Origin of the sequence: Motilimonas eburnea (assembly GCF_021295345.1) — a bacterium.
Taxonomy (GTDB): Bacteria; Pseudomonadota; Gammaproteobacteria; order Enterobacterales; family CBDFNC01; genus Motilimonas; species Motilimonas eburnea.
Genome location: NZ_JAIMJB010000004.1, coordinates 210,425 through 236,718, shown reverse-complemented (window position 1 = coordinate 236,718; position 26,294 = coordinate 210,425). Strand labels below are relative to the sequence as shown.

27 protein-coding genes are annotated in these 26,294 nt (G+C 45.9%); 12 read left to right on the top strand and 15 right to left on the bottom strand.

Features of this window, described 5'->3' with window-relative positions:
* The 4 genes from ubiH to K6Y21_RS05910 all read left to right on the top strand — a co-directional run bounded on the left by ubiH (position 1) and on the right by K6Y21_RS05910 (position 4,563).
* Positions 1-1,206 (top strand): 2-octaprenyl-6-methoxyphenyl hydroxylase, encoded by a 1,206-nt coding sequence (gene ubiH / locus K6Y21_RS05925; RefSeq protein ID WP_233070852.1) that lies wholly within the window; start codon positions 1-3, stop codon positions 1,204-1,206.
* Positions 1,203-2,408, top strand: a complete 1,206-nt coding sequence (locus tag K6Y21_RS05920; protein ID WP_349629468.1) for an FAD-dependent monooxygenase — start codon at positions 1,203-1,205, stop codon at positions 2,406-2,408. The genes ubiH and K6Y21_RS05920 overlap by 4 nt, the downstream gene beginning before the upstream one ends.
* A gap of 151 nt (positions 2,409-2,559) precedes the next feature.
* Positions 2,560-2,955: a glycine cleavage system protein GcvH gene (gcvH, locus tag K6Y21_RS05915; protein ID WP_233070851.1), complete on the top strand. Its 396-nt coding sequence runs from the start codon at positions 2,560-2,562 to the stop codon at positions 2,953-2,955.
* Between the two features lie 297 nt (positions 2,956-3,252).
* Complete coding sequence (locus tag K6Y21_RS05910) at positions 3,253-4,563, top strand: GGDEF domain-containing protein (RefSeq protein WP_233070850.1); 1,311 nt, start codon at positions 3,253-3,255, stop codon at positions 4,561-4,563.
* A gap of 71 nt (positions 4,564-4,634) precedes the next feature.
* Here K6Y21_RS05910 and K6Y21_RS05905 read toward each other — a convergent pair whose 3' ends face one another.
* The 6 genes from K6Y21_RS05905 to K6Y21_RS05880 all read right to left on the bottom strand — a co-directional run bounded on the left by K6Y21_RS05905 (position 4,635) and on the right by K6Y21_RS05880 (position 10,492).
* A complete protein-coding gene (locus K6Y21_RS05905; RefSeq protein WP_233070849.1) occupies positions 4,635-5,495 on the bottom strand; it encodes a TIGR03899 family protein in 861 nt (286 codons plus the stop codon).
* A gap of 254 nt (positions 5,496-5,749) precedes the next feature.
* Positions 5,750-6,232 (bottom strand): DUF3299 domain-containing protein, encoded by a 483-nt coding sequence (locus K6Y21_RS05900; RefSeq protein WP_233070848.1) that lies wholly within the window; start codon positions 6,230-6,232, stop codon positions 5,750-5,752.
* A 2-nt stretch (positions 6,233-6,234) separates the two neighbouring features.
* Positions 6,235-7,491 (bottom strand): ABC transporter permease, encoded by a 1,257-nt coding sequence (locus tag K6Y21_RS05895; protein ID WP_233070847.1) that lies wholly within the window; start codon positions 7,489-7,491, stop codon positions 6,235-6,237.
* Positions 7,492-8,187 (bottom strand): ABC transporter ATP-binding protein, encoded by a 696-nt coding sequence (locus K6Y21_RS05890; RefSeq protein ID WP_233070875.1) that lies wholly within the window; start codon positions 8,185-8,187, stop codon positions 7,492-7,494.
* Positions 8,188-8,222: 35 nt separating this feature from the next.
* Complete coding sequence (locus K6Y21_RS05885; protein ID WP_233070846.1) at positions 8,223-9,011, bottom strand: ZrgA family zinc uptake protein; 789 nt, start codon at positions 9,009-9,011, stop codon at positions 8,223-8,225.
* A 578-nt stretch (positions 9,012-9,589) separates the two neighbouring features.
* Positions 9,590-10,492, bottom strand: coding sequence for a hypothetical protein (locus tag K6Y21_RS05880; RefSeq protein ID WP_233070845.1), 903 nt, complete (start codon positions 10,490-10,492; stop codon positions 9,590-9,592).
* Positions 10,493-10,695: 203 nt separating this feature from the next.
* On the opposite strand from K6Y21_RS05880, the gene K6Y21_RS05875 reads away from it, so the two are divergent.
* The 3 genes from K6Y21_RS05875 to K6Y21_RS05865 all read left to right on the top strand — a co-directional run bounded on the left by K6Y21_RS05875 (position 10,696) and on the right by K6Y21_RS05865 (position 13,181).
* Entirely contained in the window at positions 10,696-11,121 is a 426-nt protein-coding gene (locus K6Y21_RS05875; RefSeq protein WP_233070844.1) for a hypothetical protein, read from the top strand.
* Between the two features lie 76 nt (positions 11,122-11,197).
* The gene (gene mpl / locus K6Y21_RS05870) at positions 11,198-12,571 is read left to right on the top strand and encodes a UDP-N-acetylmuramate:L-alanyl-gamma-D-glutamyl-meso-diaminopimelate ligase (RefSeq protein WP_233070843.1); all 1,374 of its coding nucleotides are present in this window, start codon (positions 11,198-11,200) and stop codon (positions 12,569-12,571) included.
* A gap of 7 nt (positions 12,572-12,578) precedes the next feature.
* The gene (locus K6Y21_RS05865; protein WP_233070874.1) at positions 12,579-13,181 is read left to right on the top strand and encodes a flavin prenyltransferase UbiX; all 603 of its coding nucleotides are present in this window, start codon (positions 12,579-12,581) and stop codon (positions 13,179-13,181) included.
* A gap of 114 nt (positions 13,182-13,295) precedes the next feature.
* Here the strand turns inward: K6Y21_RS05865 and K6Y21_RS05860 are convergent, their stop codons facing one another.
* Positions 13,296-13,916 (bottom strand): TetR/AcrR family transcriptional regulator, encoded by a 621-nt coding sequence (locus K6Y21_RS05860; RefSeq protein ID WP_233070842.1) that lies wholly within the window; start codon positions 13,914-13,916, stop codon positions 13,296-13,298.
* Positions 13,917-14,165: 249 nt separating this feature from the next.
* On the opposite strand from K6Y21_RS05860, the gene hpt reads away from it, so the two are divergent.
* From hpt to trmB, 4 genes are all read left to right on the top strand, one after another.
* The gene (hpt, locus tag K6Y21_RS05855; protein ID WP_233070841.1) at positions 14,166-14,693 is read left to right on the top strand and encodes a hypoxanthine phosphoribosyltransferase; all 528 of its coding nucleotides are present in this window, start codon (positions 14,166-14,168) and stop codon (positions 14,691-14,693) included.
* 68 nt (positions 14,694-14,761) lie between these two features.
* A complete protein-coding gene (locus K6Y21_RS05850) occupies positions 14,762-15,673 on the top strand; it encodes an ABC transporter ATP-binding protein (RefSeq protein WP_233070840.1) in 912 nt (303 codons plus the stop codon).
* Positions 15,673-16,446: an ABC transporter permease gene (locus K6Y21_RS05845; RefSeq protein ID WP_233070839.1), complete on the top strand. Its 774-nt coding sequence runs from the start codon at positions 15,673-15,675 to the stop codon at positions 16,444-16,446. The genes K6Y21_RS05850 and K6Y21_RS05845 overlap by 1 nt, the downstream gene beginning before the upstream one ends.
* Complete coding sequence (trmB, locus tag K6Y21_RS05840; RefSeq protein WP_233070838.1) at positions 16,443-17,099, top strand: tRNA (guanine(46)-N(7))-methyltransferase TrmB; 657 nt, start codon at positions 16,443-16,445, stop codon at positions 17,097-17,099. Before K6Y21_RS05845 ends, trmB begins: the two co-directional genes overlap by 4 nt.
* 71 nt (positions 17,100-17,170) lie before the next feature.
* On the opposite strand, the gene panD is transcribed toward trmB, so the two are convergent.
* The 8 genes from panD to sfsA all read right to left on the bottom strand — a co-directional run bounded on the left by panD (position 17,171) and on the right by sfsA (position 23,641).
* On the bottom strand, positions 17,171-17,551 hold the full coding sequence (gene panD, locus K6Y21_RS05835; RefSeq protein ID WP_233070837.1) for an aspartate 1-decarboxylase: 381 nt from the start codon (positions 17,549-17,551) through the stop codon (positions 17,171-17,173).
* Positions 17,552-17,621: 70 nt separating this feature from the next.
* On the bottom strand, positions 17,622-18,476 hold the full coding sequence (gene panC, locus K6Y21_RS05830; protein WP_233070836.1) for a pantoate--beta-alanine ligase: 855 nt from the start codon (positions 18,474-18,476) through the stop codon (positions 17,622-17,624).
* Between the two features lie 7 nt (positions 18,477-18,483).
* Positions 18,484-19,278, bottom strand: a complete 795-nt coding sequence (gene panB, locus K6Y21_RS05825) for a 3-methyl-2-oxobutanoate hydroxymethyltransferase (protein ID WP_233070835.1) — start codon at positions 19,276-19,278, stop codon at positions 18,484-18,486.
* Positions 19,279-19,307: 29 nt separating this feature from the next.
* Complete coding sequence (gene folK / locus K6Y21_RS05820) at positions 19,308-19,799, bottom strand: 2-amino-4-hydroxy-6-hydroxymethyldihydropteridine diphosphokinase (protein WP_432757977.1); 492 nt, start codon at positions 19,797-19,799, stop codon at positions 19,308-19,310.
* A complete protein-coding gene (gene pcnB, locus K6Y21_RS05815) occupies positions 19,796-21,076 on the bottom strand; it encodes a polynucleotide adenylyltransferase PcnB (protein ID WP_233070872.1) in 1,281 nt (426 codons plus the stop codon). Before pcnB ends, folK begins: the two co-directional genes overlap by 4 nt.
* Before the next feature lie 244 nt (positions 21,077-21,320).
* Positions 21,321-22,244 (bottom strand): tRNA glutamyl-Q(34) synthetase GluQRS, encoded by a 924-nt coding sequence (gene gluQRS / locus K6Y21_RS05810; RefSeq protein ID WP_233070834.1) that lies wholly within the window; start codon positions 22,242-22,244, stop codon positions 21,321-21,323.
* A gap of 71 nt (positions 22,245-22,315) precedes the next feature.
* Complete coding sequence (gene dksA, locus K6Y21_RS05805) at positions 22,316-22,765, bottom strand: RNA polymerase-binding protein DksA (protein WP_233070833.1); 450 nt, start codon at positions 22,763-22,765, stop codon at positions 22,316-22,318.
* A 165-nt stretch (positions 22,766-22,930) separates the two neighbouring features.
* Positions 22,931-23,641: a DNA/RNA nuclease SfsA gene (gene sfsA / locus K6Y21_RS05800; RefSeq protein ID WP_233070832.1), complete on the bottom strand. Its 711-nt coding sequence runs from the start codon at positions 23,639-23,641 to the stop codon at positions 22,931-22,933.
* A gap of 110 nt (positions 23,642-23,751) precedes the next feature.
* Between sfsA and hrpB the strand changes: the two genes are divergently transcribed.
* Positions 23,752-26,214 (top strand): ATP-dependent helicase HrpB, encoded by a 2,463-nt coding sequence (gene hrpB, locus K6Y21_RS05795; RefSeq protein WP_233070831.1) that lies wholly within the window; start codon positions 23,752-23,754, stop codon positions 26,212-26,214.
* The last annotated feature ends 80 nt before the right edge of the window (positions 26,215-26,294 follow it).

The window sequence follows — 26,294 nt, the reverse complement described above, 5'->3', positions numbered from 1 at the left end:
ATGGCGAACACAACCGCAACCGAAGAGGTAGACTTAATTATAGTTGGGGGCGGTATGGTGGGCGCCACTTTTGCTTGTGCGGTGGCAAAGTTTGCACCGCACCTCAACATGGCATTAATTGATGCCGCCAGCCCTCAAGTTGCTCATCCTAGTTTTGACAGCCGTGCTATTGCGCTCTCTTATGGCTCTACGCAACTGTTAAAACAGATAGGGTTGTGGTCTCATCTCTCTCCTTACACGACGGCTATTGAGCATATTCACGTGTCTGATCGTGGCCATAGCGGTATCGCGCACTTAAGTGCCGCTGAAGAAAAGCTTGATGCATTGGGTTATGTCATTGAGTTAGCGCATGCCGGCAGGGAGTTGCAACAACAGTTGCAAGGCTTAGCACGCCTTAAGGTTTATCAACCCGATAGCGTGAAAAGTATTGTCCAGCAGTCAAACCAGATTAATGTTGAGCTAACTTCTGAACAGTCGATTTCAGCTCGTCTTTTGGTGGCGGCGGATGGGGGATTTAGTCCTTGTCGACAACTCTTAAAATTGCAGCAACAAACTGATGACTACGGTACCAGTGCCATCATCGCCAACGTGGTGACCAGCGAAGCCCATGACGGGCGGGCGTTTGAGCGCTTCACGCAAACCGGTCCTCTGGCATTATTGCCCATGTCGGAAAATCGTAGCGCCCTGGTCTGGTCGGTTGCCAATGAGGATTTAGCGCAATACATGGGGTTGGACGATGATGCGTTTAAACAAGCCTTACAACAGGCTTTTGGTTTTCGTTTAGGCGCGATAGAGCGTGTTGGCGAGCGCGTGTCTTATCCCCTTACTTTAACTCAATCTCCTGAGCCCGTTAGCCATCGTTCGGTATTGATTGGCAATGCTGCCCACACCTTACACCCGGTTGCAGGCCAAGGATATAATTTGGGCTTAAGGGATTTGTTTGTTCTTGCGAAAGTGATAGCTGGCCACAAGGATATTGGTGGTTTTGCTTGTTTAGATGAGTATTGGCAATACCGAGAGCAAGACCATCAACGCACAATTACAATGACGGATTTATTAGCTCGCACCTTTGCTAACCAATATGAGCCGTTAGTCTGGGCGCGTAATGGTGTTCTGCACTTAATGGATACATGTCGCGTATTTAAGCAGCCTTTATCTGAGCAAGCCTTAGGTAATTTTGAACTTTTTTCGGTGAAAACAAAATGATGCGTTCTTTTGATTTAGTTATTTTAGGTGGCGGCATGGTGGGGCTCGCGCTAGCGCGCGCTTTACATAATTCCCCCATCAGTATCGCCGTGATTGAAAGTCGCGAATTAGATCCTCAATTATATGCGTTGGCCGATAATCGCGTCAGTGCTATCAACCGAGCCAGCCAAAACTTTTTGACCAACATAGGAGCTTGGTCGCAATTAGCACTCTCTCGCGTGCAGCCTTATCACCAAATGCAGGTTTGGGAGCAAGACAGTTTTGGCGAGTTACATTTTAACGCCCAGCAAGGTAAGTTGTCCGAGTTAGGCCACATCATTGAAAATCGTAATATTCAACTGGCCTTATCTCAGTCTATTGCGCAACAAGCCAATCTTACCCTGTTTTGCCCTAGGCGTGTTGCACAGCTCGCCATGGGTGAAGGCGAAGCTTGGCTCACCTTAGATAATGGTCAAGCACTCACGGCCAAGTTAGTTGTTGGCGCGGATGGCGCGCAATCCTGGTTGCGATCACATGCAGGGATCCCGTTAACGTCAAGGGATTATCAGCATCATGCCATTGTTGCTACCGTTGAAACCCAAGCTTCTCATCAACAAACGGCTTGGCAAATTTTTAGACCCGACGGGCCACTTGCATTTTTACCCTTATTTAATGCCCACCATAGTTCAATTGTGTGGTCGGCCAGCCCAGAACAAGCCAAGGACTTGATGGCACTGGATGATGAGTCGTTTAATCGTCAGCTCACCATGGCTTTTGACAATAAATTGGGCTTAACCCAAGTGTTAGGCAAACGTGCTTGTGTGCCTTTAACGATGCGTTTCGCACGTGATTTCGCAAAACACCGTGTGGCGCTGGTAGGGGACGCTGCCCATACCATACACCCATTGGCAGGTCAGGGGGTTAACCTTGGCTTAATGGATGCAGCAGCACTGGCTCAAACCATTAGTGAGAACCTTGATTCGGGATTTGATATTGGCTTGTATCCACATTTAAGAAGCTATGAGCGCTGGCGCAAGACGCAAGCGGTAGAAATGATTGCGGCGATGGAAGCGCTGAAACAAGGCTTTAGTGGTAAGCATCCATTGCAAAAGTTTGTCCGAGACATTGGCCTAAAGCTGGTTGATAACACGCCTTTGCTTAAACAGCGTCTACTCGCCCACGCAACTGGCTTGGTGGGAGAGCTTCCCAAGTTAGCACGTTAACCTGACTTGGCTTGGTAGCCATCATGGTTAAACTAACGGAAACTCATTGGATTGCGATCTAGGCTAACAATTTTTCCTTGCAGATAACGCTGCTTTAGCTACGCTCAGTAGAAATAATCTTGTGTTTATTTTTGCTTATCTGGAGAGATAAATGAGCCACTTGCCAACGGATTTGAAATACACCGATGCTCACCTGTGGGTGCGCCCTGAAGAGGATGGCACGGTTACGTTAGGGCTAACTGACCACGTTCAACAGGCATTAGGAACGATATACAGCCTCGATGCACCCTCAGTGGGTGAGCATCTTGATGTAGGTGACGAATGCATTGCAGTTGAAGCAGAACAAACCAATATCGATATTTTTTCGCCTATTTCGGGTGACATCATTGAATGTAACGAAGACCTGGCGGATTCACCTACCTTGATTAACGCTGATCCCTATGATGATGGCTGGATCATTCAAGTTCGACCTGATGATATCAGTGAGTTAGATGATCTAATGGATGTGCATGATTACCAAGAACTGATTGAAGAGGAGCAAGAGTAACCCTAGGTACCATTCTTGGTACGTCATTTCCCCCGCAGGGTGACAGGCCTGCCCCTTCTCATCCCTACGGATTTTCTTAAACAGTTAAATTGCCGCATTCTCGCGGCAGTTTAACGAGGCAAAGCACACGATTGCGCAACTGCTTCTTCATGTGTCGATCTATATCCGTTGATTTTGTATTCTATAGATATTTTTGTTAGCAAGATGTTTTTTTATTTATTTGACTCGAGCGTAACGAAAGGGAGATTATGATTAACTTAATACTATTATTTGTTTGTGCCCCCTGAGGAGAGTGTAATGCAGTCAAAGTCCATCAGTACAGGATTACTATGCTTAGTGTTGCTGACCATAAGTGCACTCTTTGCTTATGAGCACAGCTTTAATAAAAGCTTGGTGATAGATTCATCGACAGATTTTCAAGTTAAGGCCATTACCGATCAGTCTCAAGGCGGGCAAACCACAGCAAAGCTTTCCCGTACTCCACAAGCCTTAGTACTAGAATGTAATGTGGTTAAAGCTTACCAATGGCCGTTTTGTGAATTAGCCATTAAGTTAGCCGATATCGGTGAAGGCATTGACATTTCAGAGTACGACACGGTGGCGGTCAATGCTCGATTTGAGGGAGAGGGCTCAAAGCGTATCCGTTTCTACATTCGCAACTACCACCCTTCCTATACCGATATTCATAATGACGCGACCATGAAGGTAAATGAGGTTGAGTATGAGCCCAATAACTATCGCTCAGAAGTGGTCATCCCCTTACAAAACTTCAGCGTGGCATCTTGGTGGATTTCAGAAAACAGTATCCCACTAGAGCATTTTGCCCCGGATTTTAGCAATGTCTCTGTCATTGAAATTGCAACCGGTAGCCTTGTCAGTGAAGGCCCAATCAAAATAATTGTTGAGCAAATTCGATTTGATGGCAAGCTGATCCCTGAAACCCTGTTTCTGACCATTATAATCGTCACTTGGGTTGCGTTTGCTGTGTTGTATCTACTGTTTGACCTTAAGCGTTTAAGAGGCGCTCTGTTTCAAAGTAAGCAAAAGGCCCTTGAGCTCGAGTCGTTAACGGAAGCGCTTAAACTAGAAAGCAAGAAGTTTGAAACCATGGCCAAGCGAGACCCACTAACGGGGGCCAGAAATCGGGCGGGGATCCGAGACTCGTTGTTTGAACAAGTGCAGTTGGTTTATCTGCAAAAAACGCCTTTGTCGATCATCTTTATGGATATCGATCACTTTAAAATGATCAATGATAATTTTGGTCACGACGTAGGTGATGAAGTATTAAAAGAATTTGCTGGTTTAGTCACCAGTAAAACGCGACAAGGTGACAGTTTAGTGCGCTGGGGCGGAGAAGAGTTTTTATTAGTCTGCCCTAATACAGAAATCGACAGTGCCACTAAATTGGCGGAAAATATCCGAGTGTCGATGGAGCAGCACCAATGGCCAAGTGGTATGAAGGTCACATCCAGCTTTGGTGTCACGCAGATGGGGCAAGAAAGCACTGGTGAGTTTATCGCAAGAGCTGACGAAGCGCTGTATAAGGCTAAGTCTAAGGGGCGTAATCGCGTGGTCACTTTTCGCTTTCAATACGAGCCACCCGCCTAAGTTAGGCGCGTTAGCTTAGGCCATTGTGCCATCGGCAGAGCCACACTGACAAAGCTTAGCTTCTGTAGAAGCTAGGCTTTGGTGTTCACATTTTGGTGGATTTGAAAATCGCTTTCTAGTCGTTGAGATAAGGCCTGTACGTATTCGGGCAAGGCATCGCAACTGATTAACTTGCTTAGTTCATCGCCCGCTTGAGTGAATTTGTAATAATAAAGCTTAATGCGTTTGCCATTAGGAACTAGGCTTAGGGTATAGCCATGATAATCAATCGCTAACGGCTGCCCTGCTACCATTTCTCCTGATTCCAGCTCACCTTGATAAAGTAATCCCAAATCAGCCATTAATAGAATATTCGAGTAGGGAAAGCGAAATTGACCTAAGGATAGCTTTTGGCTTTGACTTTGGCTAAAAATTTGAAACGAATTGGCCACCCGTGAAAAACCAGTGATGATTTTATGGGATGAATCGCCGCTAAACGTAGAGCTCAATTGACACAGTTTTTGAAAGATAATGGCTTCACGTTGGGTCATTTTCTTTAAGGTTTCAAGGGCTTTCACTGAGTAGCTGGCAGGGGTTGAGATTTCTTGTGCGAGTATTTTACCCCACAGTGTTTGCATGTTTTTACTGCTAATGGTTTCGGCGAGGCTGAGAAATGCGTGCATCCAGTCAGGGTCAACATCACTGGCCGTATCATCTTCACCACAATTGGCATAGGCCTGGGCTAATATCTTCTCTAGATTGTGCTGTTTCTGGCCAAGCTCAATGGCCATTCTTTTTTTGGCACGACTGAGTACGTTGCTATCTGGGTTGGCTTGGATCTCGTGATCGATAGCGTAGTGGCGAGCCAGTTGAAGGGTTTTCTGTTTGCTGTTAAATAAGTGACTGTCTTTTTTAACCTGATCTACTTCAACCAGTGGCTTCGACTCGGCCATAACCGCTCCTAGGTTTGTTAATCTAATGTTAATGTTAGGCGATGGATATCGGTTGCGTCATGTTGCTAAAATGTTAATATTGTTAGCAGCGGCAGCTAAATGGAGAATGGCATGATTATTTTGAAAAATAAAGTCTGGAATATTCTGCTTGGCATTGGTTACTTCGTGGGGTTAGTTGCCTTAGCAGTATACATATACTGAAGTTGTGCGATTTTGGCTGGCTTGTATGGGTCTCACAGCCAGCCAAATACATTTTATTCCTGGTAAACCTCGACTTTAATGCCCTCCATGGTGTAACCAACGGTGGCTAAATCATTACTTTTCGTCTCAGCCTTGATCTTACCTTCTATCCAAACTGCTCCCCAAACATCGTCGATAGGTGCGCCCTTCGGGTAGTTGACATAGATAATTTGGTTTGGTGGCGGTGGTGGCACATGAATACAGGCCCCAAAATAGGGCACTAAGAAAAACTCAGTAATGGTGTGTTCATCACCTTCTAACGGCACCACAAATCCAGGAAGACGAACGGTTTTACCATTGAGATCATCGCGTACATTCACATCAGTACTCTGTTGCTGATTCGCCATGCTCGCATCATGACTTAGATCAGGGGCTTGTGCTTGCGCAAGGCGCTCGGCTTCTGGCAGCAACTCGTCCCATTCCATGGTGATGACATTCGCACTTGCCAAATAGGGAAGTGCTAATAATGCCAGCAGTAGGTACTTTATCATTTTCATCGTTAAATCCTAATTGTCATGCCATCTGCAAGAGACAGCCTATATGCTCGCCACGCAGGTATCAGTCCTATAATAAAACCAGATAATACCACGATTGCTAATAAAGTAAGCTCATAAGATGTTAAAGCAGAGAAACGAATATAAATGCCGTACAGATCCATTGCCCATGGTTTAATCATCAAAATCAAACCATAGAGTAGTGCGACCCCTGCGACAGCACCCGATAAAGCGAGTAATCCCGCTTCTGATATCAGTAATGTAAAGATGTGAGCGGGGCGAGCCCCTACTGAGCGTAGAATGGCCATTTCTCTGCGTCGTTCATTTAGACTGGTTAACAGTGTGGTTAACATGCCCAGTAAGCCTGAGACCACAACAAAGCCTGAAACAACCAATAGCGCTTGCTCTGCCATGTTCATTGTGCTCCATAGCTCTTGTAAAGCGACGCCAGGCAATACAGCCATTATGGCTTCTGACTGATACTCATTAATTTTTCGCTGTAAAGCAAAGGTATGCATTTTCGAGTTCAGGCCCACGAGAAAAGCCGTGATGACTTCGGGCTCCAGAGACACTTGATCCAGTTGTTCTTGTTGTAGCTTACCAGCCCGGGGCGCGCCATTTTGCCAGCCATAATGAATGGCTTCTATGCCGGCAAGGGAGACATGTACCGTTCTGTCAACAGGGGTGCCGGTTGGGGCCAAAATCCCCACGACGGTAAAGGGCAAGTTATCGTGTTGAGTAAACGAAACGTCGCTACTGCCATGGGCGATAACGATTTCTTGACCCAGGCGGTAGTTGAGTTTTTTCGCCACCTCGGCACCGATCACGGCCTCAATTGGAGTATTGAATAGTTCGCCTTGAGCCAAGCTTAGGGATTGTCTTTGACCAAATTGATAATGTTTAAAGTAGTCTTGGTTGGTGCCTAAGACCCGAAAGCCACGGTGGGAATCACCAAGAGAAAAGGGAACTGTCCATTTTACGGCTTTGTCATTGGCTATCTCTTGGTAGGTTTGCCAAGAGATATTATTGGTCGCATTACCAATTCGAAAAACCGAGTAGAGCAATAATTGAACTTGCCCAGTTCGAGCGCCAACAATTAAGTCAGTACCTGAGAGGGTATTGGCAAAGTTCTCTTTGGTTTGGGTTCTAACCCTCTCAACACCCAGTAATAGGGTTACGCTAAGTGCAATGGCAAGCACCGTTAAAATTGCCGTTGCACGACGATTATAAAGGCTTTTTAACGCGAGTTTGGCGATAGCCATTTATTTACCTCCCTGACACGCTAGGTTAATGCTGGGTAAATCAATATGGTGGTCAAACAGACTCTGCAGGCCTGCATCATGGCTAACAAACAGTAAACTAATATTGGTCTCGATACATTCATTAAACAAGAGTTGGATAAATGATTCGCGTGCATCACTGTCTAAGGATGATGTTGGCTCATCGGCGATAATAAATTCAGGCTTGCCGATTAATGCTCTTGCTGCTGCGACTCGTTGTTGTTGCCCAATACTTAACTCGGTGACGGGACGGTTAATCAAACGACTGGGGATTTCTAGATGATCCAACAGGCGCTTGGCTTCTTGCTCAAGTGAGGCGCTTGAGCTGAGGGCTTTGTCTTTACGTCGTGCAGAAAAAAAACAGGGTAAGGTGACGTTCTCTGTCACACTTAGGTAAGGTAGTAAGTTAAACTGTTGAAAAATATAGCCTAAATGGTCTGCTCGAAAGTGATCGCGAGCGCTGCCTTTAAGTTGAGTGAGCTCTTTACCTAAGATGTTAATTGAGCCGCTGTTGGGTTGATTGATGCCGGTGATCAAGCCCAGTAGAGTAGACTTTCCACTGCCACTGGGTCCCTTTAAAAAGACACGCTCGCCTTGATTCAAGTCGAGCTGTTCTATCTCAATGGTCAGAGGTTGGCTTTTCAGCCAACCAAATTTGAGATCCTTAATACTTAAGATGGATGATGTATTGTTCATGATCCGTGTAGGTTACCTCACCAAGTGATCTTGTCATTATCAGGGGATAGATTGGTTGCCATTTGTGTTTCATTCATGATCCCTTGAACCTGAATTTTTTCCGTTAAAGGAAAATGTTTAAACAGGGTAACAGGTAACTGAGTAATTGCGCCAGGGTTGCGACAGGTAAAGAGGTAACTCACTGTTATATCGGCATGTGCGCTGTCATGGTCATGATCGTGCTCATGTTCATGATCGCCTTCGTGCTTATGTTCACCTTCATGTTCATGCTTGTCTTCATGTTCATGTTCATGTTCATGATCGTTTTCGTGTTCATGTTCATGTTCATGATCGTGTTCATGTTCATCAGCATGCTTGTCTTCGTGTTTATGCTTATGATCGTCTTCATTTTCATTTTCATGTTCATGTTCATGTTCATGATCGTGTTCATGTTCATTAGCATGCTTATCTTGATGCTTATTCTCTGCCACCAATATATCGCTATCAATATTGCTAGAAGCAAGAGTACAGTTAGCACTTGCTGGCAAGTTAATCATATTGTCAGCGTTTTTGAGTAAAGCGACAACTTCATTCACTTTTTGCCTTTGTTCATCTGTTTTTGCCTGGTGCTCAAAACCGAGTAAATTTGCTGCCGGTGAAACCCACTCAAAAGCCAGTTCCTCGCCGGCTAAAATGACGTTGAGCTTAGCTGAGCCATGCTCATGGCTGCCATGAGCACGGTGCTCAGTTTCATTACTCAGTGCGCTGGTTGAAAATGTGCTTAAGGCGATGAGGCTGGCGCTGAGAAGATGAGGTTGAAATTTCATGTTAATCCTTAATCTTTCATTCTGAATTTAAAATAGGGTAAAGGTCTGTTCAAAAAAGTGAGTTTTGGTTGAGTATAGGCGGTGCCCGAGTTTGGTAAACATAGTAAGCAGGTACTTGAGTTAGCGCCTTGTTCGAAGTAGGTGCTGGATAACCCTTGATATGGCTTACGATGAGGGGGGCGGCCGCGATCCCTAGATCAAAAGGTTGTTTGAAATGAGCACAGTATAGGCATTGATTATCAGTATGATGTGACGGCTCATGTGCTGTGTGATACCAATGAAACAGCAGTGCACCTTGGCTAAAAAGCCAACAGATTAAGACAAGGATAGTTAATCGGTGTCGTTGATACTGCACTTAAGCCAAATCGCAATGAATGAATAACAAGTGTTATGTTATATCAACTTGTTTTCTCTGTTGAGTGTTTTTTTATGAGACCCGATTAAAGTTAGTTCATTTGGGGTTGTTGCTCTCTAATTGCGCAGAGGAGCGAGCATCACGTTATGTTGGTTGAGGGCAGTGCTTTGCATCAATGGGATGGCTTGGCTAAAACACTGCCAAATTGAGAATCAATGCATCTTTAGTAAAGAGGCTCACTGATCATGGGCGTATTCGACTGCATCATTTCTTTTAATTGAGCCGATGAGCCGCTCAATAGTGTGTGCTGATGGTTATCAATGATCACCGGCGTCCCTGTTGCCCCACTGCGTGCTTCAATGGTTAGCCATGCAGGCGAAACACTGCCTTGACTAGTCGCTGGATAGACCAGAAACATATGGTATTTAGGCGCAATTTGACTAATTAAAGTGGCGAGTAAGATGGCCCTTTCGTCACTGTCTGCCGCATTTTCAAGTAACACGGCCATCGGTGGCGAGAAAGAATCAAGTCGTTCGTTGCTGTCAGGAATACTTAACACCCAGTTTTGAACATTTTGGATAGAAGTCGCCTCACTTTCTCGTGATTTTAGCTGCTGTGCGAGGGCATTAAATGTTCCCCTTGAGTGATAAAAGACTTGTGAATAGTTGGGCCGAATACATGGGCCTTGCTCTAGTTCTTGGCTATAACAAGGATTAACGGCCAAGAAGTTGAAGGCGTCATCTTGGTATTGGTAGTAAGCCTGCCAGAATAAGGTGGATTCTGGGCTGGCATCACGAACCGAAAAGGCGTGTTCAATACTGACAAATTTGGTGGCATCACTGGGTGAAACGGCATTGATACTGTCAAGCACATGCATTAAGCGTGGTCCTATGTAACCGTGTAATGCACGCACCGGTGAAGTAAGGGTAAAGTTAATTCGGTGTTGTTGTTGCAGGCCTTGTTTAAGTTGTTCGCGGGTAAATTGAGCATTCACCAATTGTTCTTGGCCATATTCATTATGCCAAAACCAATCTAGCTTGATACTCGGCGCAGCCTCTTCTTGAGGTAATACTGCGTTAACGTGCATGGATGCTAAGAGCGTAAAAAGCGAGATAAACAGTTTCATAGTAGCCGCCCCATTTTTTTGCCTTACTTAACAAATAGGCTAAAAACTGGATCTAGATCAAATTATTTTTGTTTTTATTTTCACCGTTTGTACTTTTGATGTGTCACCGTCGCCGTTGTATGCATGTTAGGGTATAGGTATATTAACATCCGCTATTCGCAGCTTGGTCGACTCCCTTGCGATGATGGTTTGGAGTACTGAACATGATGATGCAAAAGTGTATAACTAATATCATAGCGTGCTGTTTTTGCGGGTGGGTTTTTACTGCCGTCGCGGGCTCGGTTACGATTCAAAAGCGCAGTGAGATATCTGAAGCAAGCCCAGATCCTTGGCAAATTAAACAGCAAATTTTAGCGGATAACCAATGGCGTGAATGGCTAAAAACCGAGCAAGGCATTCGTTTACTCTACCAATTACCGGTTGGGTGTGTGGTCGTCACTCGGCCAATGCCTTCACACGCCCCTCTGTATCATTGCTTAGGCCATTTCTATCGCTCTTACACTTGGCAAAACCAAGATGTTTTTGTCGAAGTATCACCGCCTGAGCTGGCCATCCCCGCTTTACTGCCTCAGAGTGCACCTAACCAAGCGGATTTACCCAATAAGGAAAAAGGCAGTAATAAGCCCTAGCTACTGACTAATCTAGCCTTAGTTGATGGCATCAGTTAACATGGCTTTGCCACTTAAGTTCAGAGCAGAGAAAGTAATGCATATTCATATTTTAGGTATTTGCGGCACCTTTATGGGAGGCTTAGCGATTTTAGCCAAGCAGTTGGGACACCGTGTAACAGGGTCTGATGCCAATGTCTATCCGCCCATGAGTACACAACTCGAAGAGCAAGGCATTGAATTGATCCAAGGTTACGATCCGACTCAATTGGAGCCCGCTCCTGATATGATAGTGGTGGGCAATGCGATGAGCCGTGGGAACCCATGTGTGGAAGCCATGCTAAACCGTAATTTACCCTATATGTCTGGCCCACAATGGTTGCACGATTTTGTACTGCAAGATAAATGGGTCCTCGCCGCGTCTGGGACTCATGGTAAAACGTCCACTTCGAGTATGCTTGCATGGGTGCTGGAGCAGGCGGGGATGTCACCGGGCTTTTTAATTGGCGGCGTGCCAGAAAACTTTGGTATCTCGGCCCGTTTAGGCGATACGCCTTTTTTTGTGATTGAAGCGGACGAATATGACAGTGCGTTTTTCGATAAACGCTCTAAGTTTGTCCATTACAAACCCCGCACGTTGATCATTAACAACTTGGAGTTTGACCACGCCGATATCTTTGCTGATTTGGCTGCCATACAAAAGCAATTTCATCATCTCGTTCGCTTGGTGCCTGCCCAAGGGCAAATTATTTACCCCGCGGCAACAAGCAGCATTGAGCAGGTGCTAGCCATGGGCTGTTGGAGTGAGCAACAAACCTTGAATGGCGATTGGTCGGCCCAAACGATTGAAGCCGATGGCACTGTGTTTGATGTTTATTTTCAACAAGAATGCCAAGGTAGAGTGAACTGGTCCCTACTCGGTGAGCACAATATCGCCAATGCACTCGCTACGATTGCTGCTGCTAAACACGTAGGTGTATTACCCGAGCATAGCATTGCCGCCTTATCTCATTTTAAAAATGCCAAACGCCGGATGGAGTTAAAAGGTAAGGTGAATGACATTGCTCTGTATGATGACTTTGCCCATCATCCGACCGCCATTAAAACCACCTTGGCTGGACTGCGCGCTAAAGTCGGTAATGGGCGTATTCTTGCGGTCCTTGAGCCACGCTCTAACACCATGAAGATGGGGACCCATCAAGACCAATTGGTCACCTCTCTTCAGGCTGCAGACTTTATATATTGCCTTGAGCCAGAGGGATTAACTTGGTCATTACCTGCTTGTTTTAGTAACAGCGACACGCCAGCGGTTGTTGAATCTGATCTAAATAGCTTGATAGCGCATATTATGACTCGTGCTAAGCCAGGAGACAGTATCTTGGTCATGAGTAACGGAGGATTTGGTGGTATACACCAAAAACTATTAACTCGCCTTGCTAGTAATGAGGTAGCTTGTGAAACAACCCTTTAAAGGCAGCATGACCCTGGCCCTCACTGGGGCTTCTGGTGCGGCCTACGGCCTGCGCTTGCTAACGGCTTTGATTCAAGCCCGGTATCAGGTCCATTTCCTAATGTCAGATGCGGCAAAAATTGTGGTTAAAACAGAGCTGGGCCTTGATTGGCCAGCGGATCCAGAGCAATTAGCCGTGCATTTAACCGAGCAATATCAAGGGATGCCTGAGCAGATTAAGGTCTGGGCAGCCAAAGATTGGTTTTCGCCTGTGGCATCGGGCTCAGGCGCACCCAAAACCATGGTGATATGTCCCTGTAGCGGGGGAACGTTAGCCGCCATTGCCCATGGATTGTCGGATAATCTAGTTGAACGAGCGGCAGACGTGATTCTAAAAGAAAAGGGGCGCCTGATCTTAGTACCAAGAGAGACCCCATTATCGACGTTGCACTTGCAAAACATGCTGAGTTTATCGCAAATGGGGGTCACCATCATGCCTGCGGCCCCTGGCTTTTATCACCAGCCGACTCAGATCGAAGAGTTATTGGATTTTATGGTAGCACGTATTTTAGATCATTTAGGGATCGAGAATCAGGCAAGCCAACGCTGGGGTGTTGATGATAAAGCTTGAGTGTTGAAGCTATCGATTCCAAGCATAAAAAAGCTGCTAAGCGAATGCGAAGCAGCTTTTTATTTTGGGCCCTAAACCACCTACTGGAGTAGGTAGGTATTGCTTATGTTATAACTACTTACCAGCGGGTCTTAAGATAGCTGTGATGTAGTTATAAACGAACTCAATTACCTTATCTTGCGAAGGGTTGCTCGGCTGATTGATCATTTGAATAATCATATAGCCGCAACCGGTTAGCGCGCGACAAAACTCATCCACAGTTAAAGTACACTCGAAGGTTTTGTCATCAAACCCAGGTTTGATCACTTTCTTCATCAAGTCTGTGTTATGGGCGAGTAATTTCAGGTAACGAGGCCAAATTTCTTCACGAACCGAGGAGCTCCACTCTAACCAAATATGCGTGTAATCGGGTTTGGTGTAAGCGGCTTCTACCACAAAAGCAATGTAATCATGGATAGTTTCCATAGGATCTTTGCTTTGGACAAAAGCGGCTGAGGCGATACCGCGGAAGTAAAGTTCTACTTCAGTAAGCACGGCGTTAACCAAGTCTTCTCGGGTGTTAAAGTAATTAAAAACCGTGGCGACAGACACTTGAGCTAACTCAGCAATTTCTGCATGTCCGGCACGGCCGATTCCTCGCTTTGAGAAAACTTCCAGTGCACATTCCATCAGTTGTTTGCGGCGGGCTTCCGGTGCCAATCTTGTTCGGCGTCTAAATTCTGCGCGTGGTTCCATGATATTGTCTACTGTCTACTGCTGTTATAATTATGAAAATATAATTTTATATTATACCGCAGCAGATTATCATTTACGGTCAAATTAGTACAATCAATAGACTGTCAAATTACATTTTATGTATATTAAAAACGCATAACTCAGAATTATTCGCTTTATGAGTCCGAATTTATCGAATTTTGTTAGCTAGTGCTTTATTATTAGTGACATTATTAAATTGCCAAAATTTACAAACGTTAGGAATAAATTATGAAACATTCAGTAGAGGTATTAATCTCTGAACAAAAAGTACAACAACGAATTAGTGAGATCGCCAAAGAAATTGAATTAAAATATAAAAATACTGAATGCCTAGTCATGATTGGTTTATTACGCGGTTCATGCATTTTGTTGGCTGACTTAAGCCGAAAAGTAGACCTTCCTGTTCAACTCGATTTTATGACCGCCTCTAGCTATGGCGATAAAATGGAAAGTTCTCGTGAAGTTAAAATCAAGAAAGATTTAGATGATGAGATTCGTGGTAAAGATGTGTTGATCGTCGAAGACATCATCGATACCGGCTTTACGCTAAACAAAATTCGCGAAATGCTATTGATGCGTGATCCCGCTTCTTTAACTATCTGTACCTTACTGGATAAGCCTTCACGTCGAGAAGTAAATGTGCCTGTTGATTGGGTTGGGTTCTCCATCCCCGATGAGTTTGTGGTAGGCTACGGCATTGACTATGCACAAAAATACAGAAACTTACCTTACATAGGTAAAGTCGTTCCAGAATAAAATCAAGTAAAACAAAACCGATTAAATCGAGATTTGTTTTTGCTGATCGATATTTTAAGGTGGCTTGTTTGAACGCGATTGAAATTAATGATTTAACAAAAGTATATAAAGGCGGTAATGCGGCTTTAAAGGGAATTAGCTTATCAGTTGAGCACGGTGATTTTTATGCTTTATTAGGGCCCAACGGTGCTGGTAAATCAACAACCATCGGGATCTTAAGTTCACTGGTGAATAAAACTTCAGGACAAGTGAAGATATTTGGTGAGGATATCGATACCGACCTAGAGGCGGCAAAACGCTATATTGGTTTAGTGCCACAAGAATTTAATTTCAATCAGTTCGAGCCCGTTGAACAAATCTTGGTTAACCAAGCCGGCTATTATGGTATGCCACGTAAGCAGGCTTGGCAACGCGCCGAGGTTTGTTTAAAGCAGTTAGATTTATGGGATAAGCGCAAGCAGCAAAGCCGCACTTTGTCGGGCGGCATGAAACGACGCTTGATGATAGCTAGAGCGCTAATGCATGAACCTAAGTTGCTGATTTTAGATGAACCTACTGCGGGTGTGGATATTGAATTACGCCGTTCAATGTGGACCTTTCTACGCGAGTTAAATCAGCAGGGTATCACTATTGTATTGACTACCCACTACCTTGAAGAGGCGGAAACGTTATGTCGCAACATAGGTATCATTAACAAGGGAGAGCTGATTGAAAATACCAGTATGAAATCGCTTTTGGCTCGTATTGCCCGTGAGACCTTCATCCTAGATATTGCGCCTGTGTCACCCGAGCTCAAGTTTTCAGCTCCTTTTACCTTGCTTGATGATCATACTTTAGAATTAGATGTGTCCAAAGGAGAGGGGCTCAATGCTGCTTTCGGGTACTTAAGCGAGCAGGGCGTTCAAGTGCTCAGTATGCGTAATAAAAGTAACCGACTTGAAGAGCTTTTCGTTCAGTTAGTGCAAGAAGGAGCGGAATAATGCACTCAAAGCTTTACTTTATTGCCTTTAAAAGCATACTAATCAAAGAGATACATCGTTTTACCCGGATTTGGGTACAAACCTTAGTGCCGCCAGCCATTACCATGAGTCTATATTTCGTTATTTTTGGTAATTTAATTGGCTCGCGCATTGGTGAAATGGGTGGGGTCAGTTACATGGAGTTTATTGTACCTGGCCTGATCATGATGTCGGTGATCACTAACTCTTATTCGAATGTCGCTTCCTCTTTTTATAGTGCTAAGTTTCAACGTAATGTTGAAGAGTTGCTAGTGGCCCCTGTCCCTAATCACATTATGATCTTAGGCTATGTGGGTGGCGGTGTTGCCCGTGGTTTATTAGTGGGGCTCATTGTTACCTGTATTTCGCTGTTGTTTGTGCCTTTGGCCATTCATCACTTATTTATTTTGGCGCTCACCGTATTGCTTACCTCTATTACGTTTGCACTCGCGGGGTTTATCAACGCCATTTTTGCCAAGAGTTTCGATGATATTAGTATTATTCCTACCTTTGTGTTGACCCCGTTAACCTACCTTGGTGGGGTGTTTTACTCCATTAGCCTGTTGCCTGGTTTTTGGCAAGGGGTATCCCAGCTTAACCCTGTGGTGTACATGATCAATGCATTTCGCTACGGCTTTTTAGGCGTGTCGGATGTCTCAGTTTGGATGTCACTCTTGGTGATCATCAGTTTTATCGCTGTGTTTTACAGCGTAGCGTACTATTTAGTGAACAAAGGAATAGGGTTAAGAAGTTGAACGAATTAGGAAACTCTCGCCAAGTTGTGTCAAACCAACTAGGGTTAAATGAGCAATTAGACGAGGTTGTGCGTAAACACCTGAATACGGAGTTTAAAAAGCCGTACCAAGCCCATACGCTGGCTGCTTTTAACCAATTAGCTGAGCAACTAAAAGGGGATTCCCGTCCTCTCATTTTTGACTCTTGTTGCGGGGTCGGTGAAAGCACTGTTAAAATTGCCCAAATGCATCCTGATGCCATGGTGATAGGGTTAGACAAATCGGCTCACCGTTTGGCTAAAACCCCATTAAGCCTACCTGATAATGCAGTCTTGTTGCAGGTTGATCTAAATGATTTTTGGCGTTTAGCCGTGGATGCCGGTTGGCAGTTAAGCCATCACTATTTGCTTTATCCCAACCCTTGGCCAAAAGCAAAACATTTTCAGCGCCGTTGGCATGGCAGTGCCGTGTTTCCTTTTATTTTAAAACTAGGAGGCAAATTAGAAGTTCGTAGTAATTGGAAAACTTACATTGATGAATTTGCCGCTTCTCTTGCCATTGCCGGCATTGAGGCTCAAGTAGAGCAGTATCAAAGTGAGGTTGCCATCACGCCCTTTGAACGAAAATATTGGGCGAGTGGCCAAGATTCCTGGCGCTTAGCAGTGGCCCTATAAATCCCAATTTCATGATTAAAAGGCATAAAAAAAGGACGAATTATCGTCCTTTTTTATGCGACAAGGCGTGATTAAGCGACTTGTACCGGCACGTCTTTACTGGTGCGCACGATGTTGTTATCAGCATCCAGATAAACCAAGCTAGGCTTGTGGTTTTGGATTTCAGCTTCATTCATTGAGCCATAGGTGCATATGATCACGCGATCACCTACCGCCGCTTTGCGTGCAGCAGCACCGTTTACAGAAATGATTTTTGAACCACGCTCGCCCACGATGGCGTAAGTTGAGAAACGCTCACCATTGTCGATGTTATAAATCTCGATTTGCTCGTATTCTAAAATACCAGCGGCGTCCATGAAGTCTTGATCGATCGCACATGAGCCCTCATAGTTAAGCTCAGCGTGGGTTACACGCGCTTGGTGCAGTTTGCCTGTTAAAAGTACCTTTTGCATGGCAATGTTTTCTCCGAGTGTCACTCAATTAGTTAGGGCTATTTGAGCGGTGCAATATAAATTAAATTGATTAAGGGTGCAAATTTACTGTGCAGTTATCAATCAGTCTGGCTTTACCTAAGTAAGCGGCCATCAAGATCACTGCATCTTGGCTTTGTTCGGTTAATGGCAACAGTGTCGCTGCGTCGACAATATCGATTTGATCAGTCTTAAATCCGTTGCTGTTGAGGTCAGTTGTCGCGGCTTGCACTAATGCTCGGATATCACGCTGGCCAGCCGCCATTTGCGTTGCTATCTCTTTCATCACTTGGCTTAGCTTAGGTGCCAGTTCAAGCTCGGCTGGAGTCAGGTAGCCATTGCGTGAACTTAAGGCTAAACCGGACTCAGCTCTGACCGTTGGCACGCCGATGATCTCGATTGGCAAGGCAAGATCTGTGGTCATTTTGCGGATCAAGGCCAGTTGTTGATAATCTTTTTCACCAAAGCAGGCAACATCAGGTGCAACAATATTAAACAGCTTGGTCACCACCGTGCTTACGCCTTTGAAATGGCCAGGACGCAGGGCGCCTTCAAGCACTTCTGAAATACCCGGCACATCCACATAGGTATGAATCGCAACACCTTGCGGATAAATGATCTCTGGCGTTGGGGTAAATAACAGGTCTGCTCCTTGAGCAATCAACAATTGCGCGTCTTGATCTAAGGTGCGTGGATAAGCTTGTAAATCTTCGGCGCGATCAAATTGCATCGGATTGACAAAGATACTGACCACCACCTTATCGGCATGCTGTTTGGCAGTTTCCACCAAAGTCAGGTGGCCTTGATGTAAATTGCCCATGGTGGGGACAAAGGCAACGCGAAGCCCTTGCTGGCGCCACCCTTTTACGGTAGTGCGAATTTCTTCTATGTTTTGGGTAATATCCATGATTTACCTAGTAAAAACTGTGCTCAGGAGCGGGGAACTCGCCGCTTTCAACTTGGCTTTTGTAAAGGGAAACGGCTTTTCTGATATCACCTGTTTCGATAAGAAAGTTTTTGGAAAACTTAGGGCAAAATCCGGCAGAAATACCAAAGGCGTCGTGCATCACCAAAATTTGGCCATCGGTGACATTACCCGCGCCGATTCCAATAACCGGAATGGTTAGGGCTTTGGTGATTTCTTCTGCCACAGGAACGGGCACACATTCCAATACCAGCAGTTGTACGCCTGCGGCTTCTAAAGCCAGAGCGTCTTGCTTGAGCTGTTTGGCTTGTTCGTCGCCACGCCCTTGTACCTTATAGCCTCCGAATACATTAACGGATTGTGGCGTTAACCCTAGGTGACCACAGACCGGCACACCACGCTGAGCTAATCCTTTAATGGTATCGGCTAGCCATAAGCCACCTTCTAATTTCACCATGTGTGCACCAGCACGCATCAGCTGCGCAGCACTGGTGTAGGTTTGCTCTGGGCTCGAATAAGTCATAAAGGGGAGATCGGCGATGACTAAGGCTTTTTCGCTGCCCGCTTTAACGGCTCGGGTGTGGTAACTGATATCATCTAGGGTGACAGGCAAGGTTGAGTCGTGGCCTTGGAGCACCATGCCGAGTGAATCACCAACTAATAGGACTTGAATACCAGCTTGGTCGAATAAGCTAGCAAAACTAGCATCGTAAGCAGTAATACACGTAATCTTCTGCTGCTCTTGCTTCATCTTCAATAAGCGGGATGCGGATATTTTACTCATGTGTTCTCCAATTTGGCGTCAGAAATATTTTACTGAGAGTAGATTTCTAAGCCATTTCTGTCGCAATTATCAGCAAGGCTGATTAGACTTGTACCACAAGGCAGAACAAGCTGCGGTGCTATCTCTAAAAGGGGGTATATTACAAACTCTCGCTGTTTCATGCCATAGTGAGGCACGGTTAAACGCGGATTGTTAATGGTTTCTTGACCAAACAACAGAATGTCTAGGTCTAGGGTTCGTGGCCCCCATCGTTCATCCTTACGCTCGCGGCCGTGGTCTAGCTCAATTTTTTGCAGACAATCAAGGAGCTCAATCGCATCAAGTTGGGTCTCAATCCCTAACACCGCATTGATGTAATCGGGCTGATCTTGAGGCCCCATAGGCGCACTGCGATATAAACTCGACACGGTAGTGACAGTGAGGTCAGGATGCGCTGATAACACCGCAATGGCAGAATTGGCTTTTGCCACTGGATCGCCTTGGTTACTGCCTAAGGCGATGTAACATAAGGTTGTCATCATGACGCGTTCGATCTCGGCTTCTTTTTAGAATAGCGACGCTTTTTACTGGCAGGCTTATTGAGTTTGGCTACCATGCTACGTTTGCCATCTTCGTCCTGCTCTTGAAATTCGGTCCACCATTCACACAGTTCAACCAACTCGCCACCCTCGATATCGGCACGTAGCTGCAAAAAGTCATAAGCTGCGCGAAACTTGGGATGATGAAAAATACGGTAGGCATGTTTGCCATAACGTTTTGGCATCCGGGTTTGTAATACCCAAATGTCACGCATGGTGGTACTAAAGCGTTTGGGGATAGCAATGCTTTTAACTTGGAAGTCTAATACTTCGTTCATCGCCATTAAGAAGGCATCGTTAAAAGGTAGCCCACTTTCAGCGATGATCTCTTGGGTTTTCTGCTCTACCGGATACCATAAAATAGCAGCATAAAGAAAGGCTGGTGTGACACGTAGATCGGCCTTAATGCGTTTATCCGTGCTGGCCAGTGCGGCGTGGATCAGTGCTTCCGATTTAGGGTCTTCACCGTTAACAAAAGAAACAGGGTAGAGCTGTTGCAATAAATTGTATTGTTGGAGCAGTTTATAGGTTTCTAAGCCTTGACCAGAAAGCAGCAGCTTGAGGCTTTCTTCAAACAAACGAGCGGGGGGAATGTCTTTGAGTAGGGGCGCCAATTCACGGATCGGGGCCTTGGTTCGCTCGCTGATGTCCATGTTGAGCTTAACGGCAAAACGGACCGCCCGTAACATTCTGACTGGATCCTCACGATAACGTGTTTCGGGATTGCCAATCAATTCGATTTTACGGCGCTCTAAATCCGATAAGCCGTTACAAAAATCACGCAAGGAAAAATCAGCAATATCGTAATACAGGGCATTGACGGTGAAATCGCGGCGCTCGGCATCTTCTTCGATAGAGCCGTAGACGTTGTCGCGCAGTAGCATGCCTTGTTGTGATTGCGCGGAAACATGCTTTTCATTTTCGCCATCGCTGTGATGACCGCGAAGGGTGGCGACTTCAATAATATCTCGACCAAATAATATATGAGCCAGACGGAAGCGGCGGCCAACCAAACGACAGTTACGAAACAGTTTTTTGACTTGCTCAGGCGTCGCATCGGTCGCGATATCAAAGTCTTTGGGTTTGAGCCCAAGTAACAAATCACGCACACCACCGCCGACTAAGTAGGCTTTATGTCCGGATTTATGCAGTCGATAAAGTACCTTAAGCGCATTTTCACTGATGTCGTTGCGAGAAATGCTGTGTTCGCTACGGCTGATGGTGGTGCTACTGTCTGTTGACGGCTTTTGGGTTTTACGTGCCGCGTTTGGCTTTGCCTTTTTTCTTCGTGCTGGCTTTGCCGTTGCTACGGTTGCAGGCGAGGCGCTGGTGGCCGTTCGCGGCTGGGACTTTTTACCCAACACTTTTTTGCAAAATTCTTTTATACGCTTAATGGTCTGTATCCTCTGAGACGCGCCGATATTTTAGGCGCATATAATATGCAAGGGTGGCACTAAACACAACTTAACTCAGTATTTGCTCGGTTTGATGGGCCACTTTTTTGAGTTGCCAATGGGCAATGGCCCAATGGATGATGTTGGTTTGAGGCTCATGAACTAATGCTGGCGGTGGCTGTTGACCTAAAAAAGCCAAAGCGCGCCAAGTGGTTTGGCGAATATCTTGGTCTGCAATTGATGGGGCATGATTTTGTTTGGATAGTTTAAAACCAGGTTTAGTTACCGCTAAGGGTAAATGCACATAGTCCGGCACCGGGGCATTGAGTAATTGCATTAAACCAATTTGGCGCGCTGTTGGTTCAAGTAAATCCGCTCCCCTAACCACTTCAGTGATGCCTTGATCGATATCGTCCAGGGTGACGGCCAGATTATAAGCGTAAAGGCCGTCTTTTCGTTTAATGATAAAGTCCTCGTGGGCCATGTCCGGATTGATGAAGACCTGACCTTGGAGTTTATCGATAAATGCGGTCACGCCCTGTTCAACGTGTAAGCGAATGGCATTATTTTTGTCTGTGAGCGCTAACTGACGGCAAGAGCCTGAGTATAAGCCGCCTTGCTGCTTAATCATGGCGCGGGTGCATTGACACGCATAGGTTAAGCCTTGCTCTCTAAGCTGGGTTAATACCTGCTCATAGAGCTCGGTTTGTTGGCTTTGGTAACGCACCGGCCCATCCCAAGTCAGTCCATATTGCTCTAAGGTTGTTAAAATAGCCTTATCTGCGCCAGCGACTTCTCTGGGGGGATCGATGTCTTCAATGCGCACTAGCCATTGCCCCTGATTGGCTTTGGCCTGTAAGTAACTGCCTAACGCGGCAACCAGTGAGCCAAAATGCAATGGACCAGAAGGACTGGGTGCAAATCGGCCAATATATGGCTTGGATTGTCTGTCGGTTTCTGGGTTAACAATACGGCTTGCGGGGACTAAGGTCATGGTGGTGTTGATTCTATTAAAGCAAAAAGGGGCTGATGCCCCTTCAATCTAGTGTCGAGATTAAGCGGTAATTAACCGGCTAGTTGACGCTCTTTAATTTCGGCAAGGGTTTTACAGTCAATACATAAATCGGCTGTTGGTCTTGCTTCTAAACGTCTGATGCCGATTTCAATGCCACAACTGTCGCAGTAGCCAAAATCACCATCTTCGATTTTTTGTAGCGTTTTCTCAATCTTTTTAATCAGTTTACGTTCACGGTCGCGGGCTCTTAGTTCAAGACTGAACTCTTCTTCTTGTGCCGCGCGGTCAACAGGATCAGGAAAGTTAGCCGCTTCGTCTTTCATGTGTCCTACAGTGCGGTCAACTTCTTGTCGTAACTGGTTGCGCCAAGCTTCTAGAATGGTTTTAAAGTGCTCAAGTTGAGCGTCATTCATGAACTCTTCACCAGGCTTTTCTTGGTATGGGTCAAGTCCAGCAATTGACAATACGCCCAGTGTCTTTTTAGCCTTGCCTTCTGGCATGACGTTTCTCCTTTTACACACTTAACTAGTGATGGAAGCAAAAATAAGGCGGCTATCTATAGCAAAATAGCTGACGTGGATCAATTGCAATTTATATTTTTTTGCTCAAGCTACAATTAATCCGATAGATTTGCTTTTATCTTAACCAATACGCAATAAACTGAGTCAGGGTTTATTAAGCCAACATAATTTGTGTGCCAAGCTCATTTGTTCAATATCCAGCTGCGCACCGTAGGTATAAATTTCTACCCCGCAGGCCGTGGCTTGGTCTATCAATTCAGTATAGATGGGATCAAGGTGTTTTGCCGCACTCACTTGCTTTATTCCACTGTGCATAACGGCAAATAACAACACCGCCCTTGCTCCTGCTTTTTTTATCTCCATTAACTCTCGTAAATGCTTTTGACCTCGCACTGTTTGCGTGTCGGGGAACCATCCTTGGCCTCCTTCGAGCAAGGTGACACTTTTCACTTCGACATAGCAATCCACTTGCTCGGGGTGGCTTAATAAAAAGTCGATGCGGCTATTTTCACTGCCATATTTTACTTCACTGGCAATCTTGTCGTAATCCGAAAGCGGTGCGATCTGTTTCGTTAACAAGGCTTCTTTAACAATTTGGTTAGCACGCTGCGTATTCACGCAGATTAAGTCACCGGCAGCATTTTGGCTGTACTCCCAGCTATAGCGATACTTACGCTTGCTGTTATTGGAGTCACTGAGCCAGATGGTATCGCCGGGCGCGCCGCAATGAGTCATGGCCCCCGTATTCGCGACATGGACGGTGATTTGGGTGCCGTCGGTTAAGATGACATCGGCTAAAAAACGTTTGTAGCGGCGCACCAAGGTGGCCGCTTGGAGCTGGGATTCAAATTGCACTTGAGTCTCTTGGTATGAAAAGGGGTTAGTTACCTTATTTGGCTATCGACTTGCAGTCAATGGATTGAGTTTGGCACCGCTGTTGGTTAAGCATCTTACCTTGGGGTAAGATGTCGGCGCATTTTGTTGAAAAGGTGACCCCTGTGCTGCCCATCGAATCGTTATTTTCTGCTATATCGGCTTCCCTTAGTCAAACCAATCAAATAATTTTGCAAGCGCCAACTGGGGCCGGTAAATCAACCGCATTACCCTTGTACCTATTACAAAAAAAGGCGCAGATCTCGGGTAAAATCATCTTACTTGAGCCTCGGCGTTTAGCGGCGAAAAACATTGCTTACTATCTTGCTGAGCAACTTGGAGAGGCGGTCGGTGAGTCGGTGGGGTATCGCATGCGCGGGGATACGCAAGTATCAAATCAAACGCACTTAGAAATCGTGACAGAAGGTGTGTTGACGCGCATGTTACAAGCGGATCCTGAGCTTAATGGCGTTGGATTGATCATCTTTGATGAATTTCACGAACGCAACTTACATGCCGACCTCGGTCTGGCCCTGTGCCTTGATGTGCAAGGGGCGCTACGTGATGACCTCAAACTGATGGTCATGTCGGCGACCTTAGACAATCTCGCCCTGCAAAAGGTAATGCCTGAGGCTGACGTGCTCAGTTGTGAAGGGCGCATGTTTGCCGTAGAGGTAGACTATTGTGGTGCCATTCAAACCCGCTATTTGATAGATGCATTAGCTGAACAAGTGAAACAGGCCGTCACGAACGACACGGGTAATATCTTGGTTTTCTTGCCCGGTAAAAAAGAAATCTTGCAATTGAGCCAACGTCTCGGGCAGCAGGGCTGGCGAGATGTTCAGATTTGCCCCTTATACGGCGGGTTATCCTTAGCGGCGCAACGTAAGGCGATTGCCGCCCCCGCTGACAATGAACGTAAAGTGGTGCTTGCCACTAATATTGCTGAAACCAGCTTAACCATTGCCGGGATCCGCATCGTCATCGATTCCATGCGTGAGCGGCGGGTGAAGTTAGATGGCCGCACAGGGGCAACCCGCTTAGTGACTCGATTAATCAGTCAAGCATCTGCGATGCAGCGCATGGGGCGAGCCGGTCGTGTGCAAGCGGGGCGTTGTTACCGCTTGATTAATCAAGAAGGGTACAGTGGCTTAGAGTCACATAGCCAACCGCAAATTAATGAAGTGGATTTAACCGATTTAGTGTTAGAGCTAGCTGGCTGGGGGATCCAAGACCCGGCCCAGTTAACTTGGGTGACATCCCCCCCTGTGGTTAACTGGCGGATGGCACTCTCCTTGTTACAAGGCTTTGATGCATTGGACACAAAGGGTAAGTTGACACCTCACGGGCAAGCCATGCTTGCTTTTGCAACCGATGCACGTAGCGCTCATATGTTACTTAAAGCCAAGTGGCTTGAGCACAAGCATGGCTTAACCGGCGTGGCGGCGCTTGCTGCCAAATTAATGGTGGTACTTTCTTCGCCTGCAACGGTGTCGGAGAGTGGAGCAGCACAGCAAGGGGATTTATCTTATCAACTAGAACATCCCCTCAATAAAGAAGGTAATCAGCTATATCGACAAGCGATACATAAGCTTGGCGTTCAAGCGCCTAAGGTGCTCCCCGTTGAATATACTGGGTTGATTATCGCCCTTGCTTATCCCGATCGTATTGCGATTAAGCGCCAACAAGGTGAGCGTTGGTTACTGGCTTGCGGGGTAGGAATGCAGCTTTATGCTGAACATGTGTTGAATCGGCACCATATGCTGGCAGTGGCTGATATCGGCGGGCAAAGTCAACACGAAGATGTCACCGCCTTTAATGGCGCGCCGTTAACACTTGAACATGTCGAACGTTATTTGCCTCATCTGATCCAGCATCGAGAAAAGGTTTTTTGGGATGCTGCCAGTCAAAAAGTTAAGGGAGTTGAACAAGTTTGTTTAGGTAGCATTGTTCTCTCTAGTCAGCCTATGTCGAACATGGATCCTAGCTTAAGGAGCCAAGCATTAATTGAAGGTATTTTATCTTTACCTTCACTGCCTCTATCTAATGCAGCCAAGGATTATATCGCCTTGGCGGAATATGCACGCGGTTTAATGCCTGAGCTGGCGCTGCCAGATCTGTCATTACAGGGGTTACGAACCTCGGTCTCGCAATGGTTAGCGCCGTATTTGTTGGCGTGTACGCGCATCGATGACGTTGCAAAATTAGATACGTTAATGCTCGTGAAGCAAATTCTCAGTTGGGAACAGCAGCAGGCCTTGGCCGAACACTTTCCAAAATATTATCACCCCCCCGTGGGTCGCAAGGTAAAGATCCACTATCACGGTGACCACGCGCCGTACATTGAAGTGAAGCTACAACATATGTTCGGTGTCACACAGACGCCAACCATAGCGAACGGACGCGTACCTATCATGATTGTTTTGTTATCGCCGGCTGCTCGGCCCTTGCAAATGACGCGCGATCTTGCTGGATTTTGGCAAGGCAGTTATCAAGATATCAAAAAAGAAATGAAGGGGCGCTACCCTAAACATCATTGGGAGTTGCCGACTTAGTGCCAGGTGGATGAGCGGCAAAACACTGGCCGCCATCATGCTTTAAGTAAACTATCAGTGACAAAATTGCTAAACCGTTT